Origin of the sequence: Erythrobacter sp. SD-21 (assembly GCF_000181515.1) — a bacterium.
Classification (GTDB): Bacteria; Pseudomonadota; Alphaproteobacteria; order Sphingomonadales; family Sphingomonadaceae; genus Qipengyuania.
The window spans coordinates 93,601-106,817 of the sequence record NZ_ABCG01000005.1 but is presented as its reverse complement, the minus strand read 5'-3'; the positions used below and the strand labels follow the sequence as shown (position 1 = coordinate 106,817).

The window sequence follows — 13,217 nt, the reverse complement described above, 5'->3', positions numbered from 1 at the left end:
TCCATATTCGTATCTGGCAAATATATCACGATACGTACAGTAACATCCGTATTTTTACGGAGTGCGCAAATATACGGATTGCCTGTAATCTTTTCTCATGGAAAAGAACGTCAATCTTCATATTGTCGATGCATCGTACCGTTCTCGAGCAGAGCAAGCGCGAATCGGATTTGAACTAGGTTATCATTGTGAGATCTACGCTGATCTCCAAGAGTTGAGAAAATTCCCACCCGAGCACGGTATAGTGCTTGCTCGCGATGATACCGGATATGGTAATGTGGCCGATGTGCTGTCGCTCTTGAATGCAGCTGGTGTTTGGGTCCCGGTGGTGGGAACCTCGTTGGATCCCCGACCTGCCCAAGTGGTCGAAGCGATCAAAGCTGGAGCACTGGATTATCTTCGCCTTCCTTTACAAAAGGGCCGGCTGGAAGAGACGGCGGGCCGCATAGCGGCTGAGGCGAAGGCATATGGCGAAGCGCGGCGTAAAATGATCGAGGCCCGAAATCGTATCGCCAGCCTGTCTCCTCGTGAGCGTGAAGTGCTCGAGTGGCTTTCCGAAGGCCGCAGCAATAAAATGATCGCGCGCGAGTTGCATATCAGTCCTCGCACTGTGGAAATACACCGAGCGAATATGATGAGTAAGTTGGGCGCTCACCATGCGGCCGAGGCTGTACGCTTGCGTTTGGAGGCTCATCTCGATGGACGTGAGATAATCCGGGCGGGCTGAAACCCATCAATCTATAGCCCTGTGCGTAACGGCTACTGCCTAGCGGCAGAAACTGCCCGAACCGAGCTCCAGGTGGAGATGGTCGCGATGCGCAGCGTTGTAATCGGGGCCGAGTACGGTGCCGAAACGCTTACAGGCGCTGCGGTGGATCGTGCGCAGGAAGGCGCGCTCCTGCTCGCTGCCGTTCCAGCCTGACACCAGGCTAATGCGTCGCCCGTCGGCCAGCACGAAGGCGCTGACATCGATCGCTTCGGCGCGCGAGTGGGCGGAGAGGCGGCCCGTCCCGGCGACATTGCGGCAGGAATAGCTGCCCATGGTCTCGATCCGGACCAGCGGACTGCCGAGGATCTGGCGCGCGGCGCGGTCCACCCCGTAGCGCGCCCAAGCCGAGAAGGTGTTCGCCAGCGGGCAGGCAAGGGGGCCGAGATTTGTCACGGTGAGCGGCCCGAGATCGCCGCCGACCCGTTCGAGCTGGACGCTGTCGAGCGCCGAGCAGCCCGCGCCATAATAGCGATCGGCCAGCGGCGCGAAATCTGCGCCCGCACTGCCCAGTTCCGCCACGCATTGGCGGGCCTGCGGCTTTTCCCAATTGGCGCCGGTAGATGTGGTCGGAGTGGCCCGTGCGACAGGCTCGCGATTGTCCGGGGCAACGCCGCATCCCGCCAGCACAAGGGAAAGTAATGCAAGAACGGGATGGCGGCGCATGTCCATGAGGTAGGCGTACCATGGTTAACACCGCGCTAACACGCCGCGCACCGAACGCTCTTGAGCTTGCGCACTATTTAGCTTATTAGCTAAATTACTATGACGAGCGTATTCGATGCCCTTTCACACCCGATCCGGCGCGAGGTGCTGGAGTTGCTGAAGGACGGCGGCAAGTCGGCGGGCGATCTTGCGGATCACTTCCCGGTGTCCAAGCCGACCATGTCGGGGCATTTCGCCAAGCTGAAATCCGCAGGATTGATCCTTGGAGAGAACCGGGCCGGAAGCATCATCTACACACTCAACATGTCGACGCTGGAAGAGGCGTTGCACGGATTCATGGCGCGCATGGAAATCGCGCAGCCCCACGTTCCCGATACCGACCGAGGAGAAACTGCATGAAAGTCATGCGTCCCCTGCTGGCCAGCCTCGCTCTGGCTGCTGCCATGGCCGTGTTTGCCTTCGTCACGGCGGCACGCCTGCCGGCCGACGCGGTGCTGCCGACCCATTGGGATGCGAGCGGCACGCCCGACGACTTCAGTCCGGCGATCTGGGCGCTGCTCATGCCGGCGGCTCTGGTGGTGTTCACCTCGCTGGTCTTCGCTGTCATCCCGCGGATCGAGCCCCTGCAGGACAAGCTCGAGGGCTCCGCGCCGCTGCTGCGCGCAGTCTGGATCGGGATCGTGCTGCTGTTCGTCATCATCCAGGCGACCATCGGCCTTCCGGCCTATGGGATCGACATGCCGGTTAACGCGATCATGCTGGGGATCGGCCTGATGCTGGTGATGCTCGGCAACGCGCTGCCCAAGAGCCGCCCGGGCTTCTTCGTCGGCATCCGCACGCCGTGGGCGATCATGGATGCCGACAACTGGATCGCGACTCATCGCCTTGGCGGAAAGCTCATGATGCTGGCGGGGCTTGCGATCATCGTGACGAGCCTTGCGCCGGTCAGTCCGGAGACGACCGCAATCGTCGTGCTGGTATCGGTGTTCGCCGCCGCGCTCGTGCCCTTCGCCTATAGCTGGTGGCTGTGGCAGAAGGGGCAGGGCAGTAAGGCCTAGTCGGGCGCGAGGACCTGCTGCCAGAGCTCGATCTTGACCGCGTCGGGATCGAGCAGCCATGCGAACTTGCCATAGCCTTCATCGACGCTGTCGAGCACGTCGACGCCCTTGTCCTTCAACTGGGCAACGAAGGTGTCGAGATCGTCCACGCGCAGGTTGATCATGAAACCGCCCTTGCCGGGTTTGATGTATTCCTCGTCCTTGAAATGGCTGATGAGCGAATAGGGCTTTTCGCCCGTCTCTTCCGCCCAGTCGAGCTGCGGGCCATAGGGCCCGTCGATGCCGAGCGTGTCGCGATACCACACGCGGGTCGCTTCGGGGTCGCTCGCCACATAGAAAACGCCGCCAAGGCCGGTGATCTTCGCCATTAGTCTCTCCCGCTGGTGTTCGCGCGATGCTAGGCGCGTGGGATGAGCTTCGACAAGCATGGAAGCCAGAAAACTGCGTTGTTTCACAGGCAAGCGCAGACAAGGCGTTGAGCAGAAAAGAGGTTTGATCAGCGACCAGAGAGAAGTCGACCGGTTCCGAAGGCACCTCGCCCGGATCATCGGCGACATCTACGCCGCCGATGCGGAAAGCTTCGGCTACGCGTTCTGAACGGCGGGCTCGGCCGTTCCGGCGGTCGCCTTGCTCACCAGCACGATGGCCAGCCAGGCGGCGACGAAGCCGGGCACTATCTCGTAGAGTCCGCCATCCATCCCCGGAAGCTGCGCGTTCCAGCCGAGAGCGATCCATGCCGCCACCGTCCCTGCGCCGACCACGAGGCCTGCAACCGCGCCCGCACCGGTCATCTTGTCCCACATCAGCGAGAGCAGGATCAGTGGCCCGAAGGCGGCACCGAATCCCGCCCAGGCGTTGGACACGAGGCCGAGGACCTGGCTGTTCGGATCGCTGGCGATCCAGATCGCCGCCAGCGCGACCAGCGCCACGCAGATCCGCCCGACGTTCACGCTCTCCCGCTCGCTCGCCTCCTTGCGGAAGAAAAGCTTGTAGAAGTCTTCCGTCAGCGAGCTGGATGCGACCAGCAGCTGCGAGCTGATCGTCGACATGATGGCCGCCAGCAATGCCGCCAGCAGGAAGCCGGTGATGAGCGGGTGGAACAGCAGGTTCGCAAGCACAATGAAGATCGTCTCGGGGTCTTCGACGACGAGGCCGTTACGCTCCACATAGGCGCGGCCCGCGATGCCGATGCCGATCGAGCCGAGCAGCGCGACGCCCATCCAGGTCATGCCGATATTGCGGGCGGGGCGGACCTTCTCGACCGTGTCGATGGCCATGAAGCGCACGATGATGTGCGGCTGGCCGAAATAGCCCAAGCCCCATGTAACCGCGCTGATGAAGCCGAGCAGGGTGAGGCCCTGCGTGAGACTGAGGAACCCTTCCACGGGCACATCGGTCAGCGAACCGCCGCCTTCGCCGCCCGCGCCGAACATCACCACCAGCGGCATAAGCACCAGCGCCACGACCATGATGCAGCCCTGCACGAAATCGGTGAGGCTAACCGCGAGGAAGCCGCCGACCATGGTGTAGGCGAGCACCACCAGGCAGGTGATCCAGATGCCGAGCATGTAATCGCTCATGCCCACGTCGGGCAGGAGGCCCGTAAAGCTCGTCTCAAACAACTTTCCGCCGCCGACGAGGCCGGCTGCGGTGTAGACGGCAAAGAACACGACCACGATCAGGGCGGATATGACGCGCAGCGCCACCGCCTTGTCGGGGAAGCGGTTGGCGAGAAATTCGGGGATGGTCAGCGCGTTGCCGCGTTCCTCGGTCTGCTTGCGCAGGCGGGGTGCGACGAGGATCCAGTTGGCAAGCGCGCCGAGGAAAAGGCCGATGCCGATCCACGCCTCGACCAGCCCGGCCGCGTAGAGAGCTCCGGGCAAGCCGAGCAGCAGCCAGCCGCTCATGTCTGAAGCTCCGGCAGACAGCGCGGCGACCGCAGGGGGCAGGTTCCGTCCGGCAAGGAGATAGCCTTCGGACGTATCGGTCGATCGCTTCCAGGCCCACAGGCCGATGCCGATCATCGCGATGAAATAGAGGGCGAGTGAAATGAGTGTTCCCGTCTGCATGTGCGGGCTGGTAACAAATGATACCGGTCTTGGCTAGCGCAGCCCAGACAGGACCTCCAGCGCGTTTAAGAACGCGATTTCCTCTTCTAGGCCGAAGGGTATAGGCCCGTGGGATGACCAAGGCAGTTCCGGGGTGCTTAAGTGGCGAAGAGGCCTATACCATTGCCATGCTTTTCGCCGAGGCTGCCAGGCGCCACGACAAGCGGCCCTACGTCCAGATATTCGCGACCGACATAGACGACAAGATGCTCGATATCGCGCGCGCCGGGGCCTACCCGCTTTCGGCTATCGTCGATATCCCGCAGGCGCTTCATGATCGTTATATCATCGGGGGAAGCGACAAGTTCCATGTTTCCACTGCGATCAGAGACATAGTGCGCTTCAGCTTGCATAACGTGGTGCGAGACCCCCCTTTTTCGAAAATTGACCTGATATTCTGCCGTAATCTCCTGATCTATTTCGGCGACACGCTTCAACAGTCGGTGATCCCGCTGTTCCATTTCGCGCTGACGGAGGAGGGCAAGCTATTCCTTGGTTCATCGGAAGCGATAGGGCGCTATGAAGACTTGTTCGAAACGATCGACCAGAATGCACGGGTGTTCCAGCGAAAGCCTGCCAAGGGTAAGTACACGCTGCAGCTGGCTAGCGACCGCCCTCTTCGTCCACGCCGGAGGTTGAGGCCCATGTCGGCTCTCGGCGCTTCGCCCACTGAAGGAAACGAAGTAGGAGCGCTCAAGGCCATTGCGCAGCGCTATGCGCCGGTTAGCCTGCTGGTGGACAGAGAGGGCGTGCTGCTTGAACGCTGGGGGGCAGCGGGACGTTATCTCGATTTCCCCGACCGTCTCGAACGCAACATCCTCGTCACGTCCCTGGCACGTCCGGGGTTACGAGAGCTCATTGGTCCTTTAATCCGACAAGTGATCGAAAATGGGCGCCGGGCCGGAGCGAAGGGCATCGAAATCAGCACCGATTTCGGCGTGATCGAGGCGACCGTAGTATGCGAGCGCATCGACGATGACAGCTTCCTGATCGTGATCGAAGAGACGGGGCACCTCCGCACCGGCGAAGAGAGCGATTTCGAGGATTTCGATGTCGAGCACAGCCAGCAGAAATTTCTCGAGGAAGATCTCCAGGCGACCCGGCACCGGCTACGTTCGACGGTCGAAGAGCTTGAAACAACCAACGAGGAACTGAAGAGCTCCAACGAAGAATTGATGTCGATGAACGAGGAGCTCCAGTCCACAAACGAGGAGCTGACGACCGTCAACGACGAGCTGAAGAACAAGGTCGATCAGGTGATGGTCGCCAATTCCGATCTCAAGAACTTCTTCGACAGCACTCAGTTGATGGCGCTGGTGGTGGACGAGCATCTCCACCTGCGCAGCCATACCGACGAGGCGCTAAATCTCTTTCCGCTCGAATCCAAACACATCGGTATGCCGCTCGAAATGCTTCCGACGAAGCTGCCGTCGAAGCGGTACATCGAACTCGCGCGCCGTGCTGCACGAGGCAGCGAGATGCACGAGGGGCGGCTCGAAGAGAACGGGGCGGAATATATTCTGCGCGCGATTCCCTATCGCAGGATGGACGGCGAAGTCGACGGTGCAACGGTCATCTTCAACGATGTGTCCGACGCGCTGGCAATGGAACGCGACCTGCGCGAGGAGCGGGAGCGACTCAATCGCGACCGGGTGAACCAATCGCTGCGTCAGGCGATGGATGGCGACCGCGCGTTCGACGAGACCTTCCGCACACCACTTGAGAACGGTGAGTATCGCTGGCTGTATGGCCTGGGACGCCGGATGAACGGCGAGAGCGAAGGGGCTGGCAAGTTCATCGGCGTGACTTTCGATATCACCGCAGAACGCTCGCTACTTGAACAGCGCGAACTGATGATCCGTGAAATGAACCACCGGGTGAAGAACCTGTTTTCGGTCATCAGCGCCATGGTCACCATCGCCGCCAAGGGCTCGGATGATGTCGGCGACTTTGCCGAGGCCTTGCGCGCGCGTATCCATGCGCTCGGTCGTTCACACTCGCTAACCAACGATTCAGCCGTGGATGGTTCTGGCCCCGTGTCCTTGCGGGGACTGATCGACACGGTTATCGATCCAAGTGCCGCCGATCAGAAGGTGAAGGTTCAGGGCGACGATATCGACGTCCCCAACAGCCAGATCACCTCCTTGGCGCTGATCCTTCACTAATGGGCGACCAACGCCGCCAAATACGGTGCCCTTTCGGTGCCGGAGGGATCGCTCGCGGTCACGTGGGAAAAGAACGGCGATTGCCTGACCCTTGATTGGCGCGAACGCGGTCAGTCGAATTCAGGCAAGGGCGAGGAAGAAGGCTTCGGCACCCGCCTGGTCAAGACAGCGGCGCGGCAATTGAAGGGTGAAATCGAGGGCAGACCTGAAGAAGAGGGTTATGTCCGCCAGCTGAAGTTCACGCTCGAGCAGCGATAGCCTGCGGTTCCACCTGAGCGGTACCAAGAAGTCTTTCCAGCGTCATGCCGATCTGGTCGCTCGAAGCAGGCTTGTCGATGAAGCCGGCATCGGCGAATTCGCCTTTCAATTCCTGGTGCGCGCCATTCGCGCTGACGAAGGCGATTGGGCAGCCGCGTTCCTTAAGCACGCGTGCGAGCGGCCACACCAGTGTTCCGCCGACATCGATATCGAGCAGGGCAGCATCGGGGCAATCGTCGCCGAGGCATTCGAGGGCGTCGGGCACGCTGATGCTATCGCAGAAAACCTCGTAGCCCAGGTCCTCCACGGTCATGACGAGATCGAACAGGACGAGAGCCTCGTCATCCACGACCATGATGCGTTTCATTGATTGCCTCCTAGAGGCTCGAAACCCTCTGAACTAGAGCGGGTTCCAACAATTGGACGCAAAAACGTAATATCTCGCTACACTTGTGCTGCCCGGCTCGTGCGGTCATGAAGCGATCATGGATCTCACGCTCGTGACGTTCGCCATGGCACTAGCCTTTTCGGCGGTGCACATCTTCGTAGGTCGGTTGCGTTTTCTCGACCGAAACCCGCGTAGTCGCTGGCTATCCTTCGCCGGCGGCGTGGCGGTTGGCTATGTGTTCCTGCACATCCTGCCCGAACTGGGGGCCCATGCGGGGACGTTCGAGAAGGCGATCGGCCTCGATGCTCGATTGGCCGAAGGGCTGGTCTACACGCTCTCGCTGGTGGGGTTGGCGCTGTTCTACGGGCTGGAGCGCGCTCTTTCCGTGTCGCGCGATGAGCGAATGGAGCGAGAGGGCAGGGACCGGCCGCACCACCCGGTGTTCTGGCTACACATCGGCGCGAGTGCGCTGCTGGTCGGCCTCATTGCATACCTGCTCAATCATCGGGAGGACCCGAGCGCCGCGGGCCTCATGCTCTATTTCGCAGCCATGGTGCTCCACCTGGTGACAGCAGACTTCGGCACGCGCACGAACCACCCCGAGATTTATGACGCGCGCGGACGGTGGGTGCTGGTCACCGCCACTCTGGGAGGTTGGGCCCTCGGACTGGCGGTGGAACTGCCCGAATTGGCGATCGGCTGTATCTTCGCCTTCGTGGCAGGCGGTATCGTTCTGTTGGTGCTCAAGGAAGAGCTGCCGGAAGACCGAAAGAGCTTCTTCCTGCCGTTCTTCGGTGGGGCGCTTCTCTATGCCGCGCTGGTCCTGGGCGAGAGCTGGCTCGTCGCAGGATAGCGCGGGATAGGAAAGATCAGCTCTGCGCGGCGCGCTTGGCGCGCTTGCGCTCGTGCGGATCGAGGATGGCCTTGCGCAAGCGGATGTTCTCCGGCGTCACTTCGACCATCTCGTCGTCGTCGATGTAAGCGATGGCCTGTTCCAGCGTCATCACGCGCGGCGGAGTGAGGCGGATGGCGTCGTCCTTGCCGGTCGAACGGAAGTTCGTCAGCTGCTTCGACTTCATCGGGTTCACTTCCAGATCGTCGGGCTTGGCGTTCTCGCCGATCACCATGCCTTCGTAGATCTTCGCGCCGCCGCCGATGAAGAGCTCGCCGCGGTCTTCTAGTGCATTGAGCGCATAGGGAACGGCTTCACCCGGCACCATCGAGATAAGCACGCCGTTCTGGCGACCTTCGATAGGCCCGCGATAAGTGTCGTACTTTTCGAACAGGCGGTTCATGATGCCCGTGCCGCGCGTATCGGACAGGAATTCGCCGTGGTAGCCGATAAGGCCGCGCGACGGGGCGGAGAAGGTGATGCGGGTCTTGCCCTGGCCAGAGGGGCGCATTTCGGTCAGCTCGGCCTTGCGGCGCTGCATCTTCTCGACAACCGTGCCGGAGTGCTCGTCATCCACGTCGATGACGACGGTCTCGAACGGCTCCATGCGCTGGCCGTTCTCTTCACGGAACAGCACGCGCGGACGGCTGATGCCGAGTTCGAAGCCTTCGCGGCGCATCGTTTCGATGAGCACACCGAGCTGAAGTTCGCCGCGGCCGGCGACTTCGAAGCTGTCCTTGTCGGCGCTTTCGGTAATACGAATGGCCACATTGGTTTCCGCTTCGCGGTAGAGACGGTCGCGGATCATGCGGCTCGTCACCTTGCTGCCCTCGCGGCCTGCCAGTGGGCTGTCGTTGACCGAGAACTGCATGGCGAGCGTTGGCGGATCGATCGGCTGCGCTTCGATCGGCGTCTTCACGCTGGGATCGGCGACGGTGTTTGAAACGGTCGCCTTCTCGAGTCCAGCAAGCGCGATGATGTCGCCCGCTTCTGCATGCTCGACCGGAACGCGGTCGAGGCCGTCGAAGCTCAGGAGCTTGGTCGCGCGGCCGACTTCGACGACATTTCCATCACCGTCGAGCGCGTGGATCGGATCGTTGACGTCGATCTTGCCTGATTGGACGCGGCCGGTGAGCACGCGGCCCATGAAGTTGTCGCGGTCGAGCAGGGTGGCGAGGAAGCTGAAGGGCGCTTCGGTGTCGAGACCCGGTGCGGGGACATGGTCGACGATCAGCTTGAACAGCGGCTCCAGATCGCCCGAACGCGCGGTTTCGTCTTCGCTGGCGTAGCCGTCGCGGCCCGAAGCCCAAAGCGAAGGGAAGTCGAGCTGATCGTCGTTCGCGTCCAGCGAAGCGAAGAGGTCGAACACTTCGTCGAGCACTTCCTGCGGACGCGCGTCGCCGCGGTCGATCTTGTTGACGACCACGATCGGGCGCAGGCCGAGACCAAGCGCCTTTCCGGTGACGAACTTGGTCTGCGGCATCGGGCCTTCGGCGCTGTCGACCAGCAGGATGACGCCGTCGACCATGGAGAGGATGCGCTCGACCTCGGCGCCGAAGTCGGCGTGACCCGGAGTGTCGACGATGTTGATGCGCGTGCCGTTCCATTCGACGCTGGTGCACTTGGCGAGAATCGTGATCCCGCGCTCCTTTTCCAGGTCGTTCGAATCCATCGCGCGCTCTTCGACGCGCTGGTTTTCGCGGAAAGTGCCCGACTGGCGGAAGAGCTGGTCGACGAGCGTGGTCTTGCCATGGTCGACGTGGGCGATGATCGCCACGTTGCGAAGGTCGCGGGACATAATATGTGCTTTCGTAAGGATGCCGTAGCGGCGCGCTATTCCGGCGCTGCCAATTCGTGCGCGCCCCTAGCCGAATCGGTGCAATGCGGCAAGCGGTGCGGTGCACTGTCCGGGTGTGTTACTCGAAAAGCACACTTTGGGATAGCCTGTGTAAGGCTTGCGCTAAACACTTGAGTGGGCGGCACTCTCCCAATAATTCCGCATACGTCTGCGTGGTTTGGGGACTTTTTGCAGGCCAAAACACGTGATCGTTTGAGAGGACGCTATAACATGAAATTTACCCGTTTCGGTCGCGGTGCGACCGTTCGCTCCGCCCTTCTGGTCGGCACTGCCGCACTTGCCATGCCCACAGCCGCGCTCGCGCAGGATGAAGGCGAAGACCAGGCCGCCGTCTATGACGACGCCGAAGAACAGGCCGAGAGCCCGGATCCCAACGTTATCGTCGTGACCGCGACCAAGCGCGAACAGACGCTTCAGGAAGTCCCCGTCGCCGTCAGCGTGACCACCGCCGAAACCATCGAACAGGCGCAGATCCGCGACATCGCCGATCTTGCCACCGTGGTTCCCTCGCTCCGCGTCAGCACGCTGCAGAGCGCGTTCGCAACCAGCTATTCGGTCCGCGGCTTCGGCACGGACGGCAACAACATCGGTCTCGAACCGTCGGTCGCCATGTTCGTCGACGGCGTGTACCGCAGCCGCGCCATCGCGCAGATTTCGGACCTTCCCGACATCCAGCGCGTCGAGGTCTTGCGTGGCCCGCAGTCGACCCTGTTCGGCAAGAACGCCAGCGCCGGCGTGATCTCGCTGGTCACCAAGCGTCCCGAATTCGACTTTAGCGGCAGCGTGGAAGCGAGCTACGGCAATTTCGAAGCCAAGGTAGTGAAGGGTTACATCACCGGCCCGATCAGCGATTCGATCGCGTTCAGCGCCGGTGCCGGCTGGAACAACCGTGACGGTTACCTCACCAACGGTTTCAACGGCGAAGACGTCAACGATCGCAATCGCTGGTTTACCCGCGGCCAGCTGCTGTTCGACAATGGCGGCCCGCTGCAGGCCCGCATCATCGCCGATTACGACGAGATCGAAGAGCGTTGCTGCGGCGTCGTCAACGTGCGTCCGTCGCTCGAAACCTCGGTCATCCGCCTTATCGGCGGCCAGGTGAACGACTTCAACAACAATCCCGATGGCGATGTCATCTTCACCGATGTCGACCCGATCAACGAAGTCCAGAACTACGGTATTTCGGGCCAGCTCGATTACGAGTTCGGCGCAATCACCGCGACGTCGATCACCGCCTATCGCGAAACCAGCCTCGCGGCCGACCAGGACGTCGACTTCACCAGCGCCAGCCTCGCGACCGGTGCGAACATCGGCGATGCCGACATCGACACCTTCACACAGGAACTGCGCTTCTCTTCGGACTTCGACGGTCCGTTCAACTTCCTGTTGGGCGGCTACTATTTCGATGAGAGCGTGAGCACTCGGGACCAGATCGTCTACGGCAGCGACTTCCGTCCCTATGCCGATCTTCTGGTCCAGGGCCTGACTGGCGGTACGCAAAGCATTCCGACCCTTGAAGCGACACTGGGTGCGCTGAACGGCACCGACTTCACCGGCCAGTTCTTTGCCGAGGGCCAGGGCTTCTTCAACAGCATTTCGCAGGACAACGAAGCCTACTCGATCTTCGGCAACGTCGATTTCGAGTTCACCGATGCTCTCGTGCTGACGCTTGGTGCGAACTACACCAAAGACAAGAAGCAGATCGTGACCGACTCGGTCAGCACCGATGTCTTCTCGAACATCGATCTGGTGGCTTCGGGCAACCGGGCGATCTTCGCGGAAGGTCTTGCAGGACAGGTCGGCAGCATCCTGATGCTCGGCCGCCCCGCTTCCCAGGCCGAGATCGGTGCCTTCGCCGCGGCCAACCCGGCTGCGTTCGGCCAAGTTTCTGCGGGTGTCCAGGCTTTTGCCGACGCGAACGACACGAACCCCGCAGTCAACCCTCTGCTCGGCCTGACGCCGCTGCAGTTCCTGCCGCCGCTGCAGAACTGCCCGAACGCGGTCGAAGATTGCGCCACCGACGATGATCAGTGGAGCTACAGCGTCCGTCTCGCCTACGAGATCTCGCCGACGCTCAACGCCTATGCGAGCTGGGCAACCGGCTACAAGGCGCCGAGCTTCAATCTCTCGCGCGACAGCCGTCCGCTTCCAGGCGATTTCGCCGCGCTGCAGGCGCAGGGCCTTGCCGTCAACAACCTTCGCCCCGGCACCCGCTTCGCGGCTGCCGAGACTTCGGAAGTCTTCGAGGTCGGCATCAAGGCGAACTGGGACTATGCGGCTGCGAACCTGACGATCTTCCAGCAGAACATCGACGATTTCCAGGCCAACACCTTCGTCGGCTCGTCCTTCGTGCTCAGCAACGCAGGCAAGCAGGAAACTTTCGGCATCGAGTTCGACGGCAACGTCCGCCCGACTGACTCGCTGACGCTGAATATCGCCATGACCTATCTCGATGCGATCTACGACGAGTTCACCGGTTCGGCCGTGGGTGACCTTTCGGGCCTGCAGCGTGCGGGCGTTCCGGAACTGTCGGCCGTCTTCGGCGCGAGCTGGAACAAGGAAATCAATGACGCAGGCGATCGCTTCATCCTGCGCGGCGATTTCTCCTACCAGTCGCAGATCCCGGCGCTCGACGGTTTCCCGAACTTCATCGAAACCGATCCGGCCACCGGCGAGCAGAACTTCCAGCCGGCCCGCGACATCGCGCAGTTCTACACGCGTGAAGTCAACAGCCTGAACGCCTCGGCGACCTATGCTTTCGCCATGGGTCTGGAACTCACGGTCTGGGGCCGCAACCTGCTCGACGATCGCTACCTCACCACCTTCTTCCCGTCGGTGGCGCAGGGTCAGTCGATCTCCGGCTATCCCAACCAGCCGCGCACCTATGGCGTGGCCGCGAAATTCAAGTTCTGATTTCTTCGCAAGAGCAGTGAACTGGGAAAGGGGGCCTTCGGGTCCCCTTTTCTTTTGCCTGTGCGCGGCAGACGTTGGACATTCGGCATGCGAGGGGAGTGGAGCGAAAGCGCACGCGACGAGGCACATGCAGTCCCAAGGGTTC

General features: G+C 61.5%; 13 protein-coding genes. 8 read left to right on the top strand and 5 right to left on the bottom strand.

Going from position 1 to position 13,217, the window contains the following annotated elements:
* The first annotated feature begins 97 nt into the window (after window positions 1-97).
* The gene (locus ED21_RS15150; RefSeq protein WP_006833730.1) at window positions 98-727 is read left to right on the top strand and encodes a response regulator transcription factor; all 630 of its coding nucleotides are present in this window, start codon (window positions 98-100) and stop codon (window positions 725-727) included.
* Between the two features lie 39 nt (window positions 728-766).
* On the opposite strand, the gene ED21_RS09785 is transcribed toward ED21_RS15150, so the two are convergent.
* The gene (locus ED21_RS09785; protein WP_006833729.1) at window positions 767-1,438 is read right to left on the bottom strand and encodes an extensin family protein; all 672 of its coding nucleotides are present in this window, start codon (window positions 1,436-1,438) and stop codon (window positions 767-769) included.
* 93 nt (window positions 1,439-1,531) lie between these two features.
* Between ED21_RS09785 and ED21_RS09780 the strand changes: the two genes are divergently transcribed.
* Entirely contained in the window at window positions 1,532-1,831 is a 300-nt protein-coding gene (locus tag ED21_RS09780) for a metalloregulator ArsR/SmtB family transcription factor (protein ID WP_006833728.1), read from the top strand.
* Entirely contained in the window at window positions 1,828-2,490 is a 663-nt protein-coding gene (locus ED21_RS09775; RefSeq protein WP_006833727.1) for an SdpI family protein, read from the top strand. Before ED21_RS09780 ends, ED21_RS09775 begins: the two co-directional genes overlap by 4 nt.
* Here the strand turns inward: ED21_RS09775 and ED21_RS09770 are convergent.
* A complete protein-coding gene (locus ED21_RS09770; protein WP_006833726.1) occupies window positions 2,487-2,858 on the bottom strand; it encodes a VOC family protein in 372 nt (123 codons plus the stop codon). The two genes, ED21_RS09775 and ED21_RS09770, sit on opposite strands and share 4 nt — an antisense overlap.
* Before the next feature lie 58 nt (window positions 2,859-2,916).
* On the opposite strand from ED21_RS09770, the gene ED21_RS15430 reads away from it, so the two are divergent.
* Window positions 2,917-3,087 (top strand): hypothetical protein, encoded by a 171-nt coding sequence (locus tag ED21_RS15430; protein ID WP_006833725.1) that lies wholly within the window; start codon window positions 2,917-2,919, stop codon window positions 3,085-3,087.
* On the opposite strand, the gene putP is transcribed toward ED21_RS15430, so the two are convergent.
* Complete coding sequence (putP, locus tag ED21_RS09765; protein WP_006833724.1) at window positions 3,075-4,559, bottom strand: sodium/proline symporter PutP; 1,485 nt, start codon at window positions 4,557-4,559, stop codon at window positions 3,075-3,077. The genes ED21_RS15430 and putP overlap by 13 nt on opposite strands.
* 113 nt (window positions 4,560-4,672) lie before the next feature.
* On the opposite strand from putP, the gene ED21_RS09760 reads away from it, so the two are divergent.
* Window positions 4,673-6,763 (top strand): CheR family methyltransferase, encoded by a 2,091-nt coding sequence (locus tag ED21_RS09760; protein ID WP_006833723.1) that lies wholly within the window; start codon window positions 4,673-4,675, stop codon window positions 6,761-6,763.
* A 36-nt stretch (window positions 6,764-6,799) separates the two neighbouring features.
* Complete coding sequence (locus ED21_RS14750; protein ID WP_006833722.1) at window positions 6,800-7,021, top strand: hypothetical protein; 222 nt, start codon at window positions 6,800-6,802, stop codon at window positions 7,019-7,021.
* On the opposite strand, the gene ED21_RS14745 is transcribed toward ED21_RS14750, so the two are convergent.
* A complete protein-coding gene (locus tag ED21_RS14745; RefSeq protein WP_006833721.1) occupies window positions 7,002-7,388 on the bottom strand; it encodes a response regulator in 387 nt (128 codons plus the stop codon). The two genes, ED21_RS14750 and ED21_RS14745, sit on opposite strands and share 20 nt — an antisense overlap.
* Window positions 7,389-7,506: 118 nt before the next feature.
* On the opposite strand from ED21_RS14745, the gene ED21_RS09750 reads away from it, so the two are divergent.
* Window positions 7,507-8,262, top strand: coding sequence for a hypothetical protein (locus ED21_RS09750; RefSeq protein ID WP_006833720.1), 756 nt, complete (start codon window positions 7,507-7,509; stop codon window positions 8,260-8,262).
* Window positions 8,263-8,278: 16 nt separating this feature from the next.
* On the opposite strand, the gene typA is transcribed toward ED21_RS09750, so the two are convergent.
* A complete protein-coding gene (gene typA / locus ED21_RS09745) occupies window positions 8,279-10,099 on the bottom strand; it encodes a translational GTPase TypA (RefSeq protein WP_006833719.1) in 1,821 nt (606 codons plus the stop codon).
* 270 nt (window positions 10,100-10,369) lie between these two features.
* Between typA and ED21_RS09740 the strand changes: the two genes are divergently transcribed.
* Window positions 10,370-13,072 carry a TonB-dependent receptor gene (locus tag ED21_RS09740; protein ID WP_006833718.1) on the top strand — a complete coding sequence of 901 codons (2,703 nt, stop codon included), beginning with the start codon at window positions 10,370-10,372 and terminating at the stop codon, window positions 13,070-13,072.
* Window positions 13,073-13,217 lie beyond the last annotated feature (145 nt).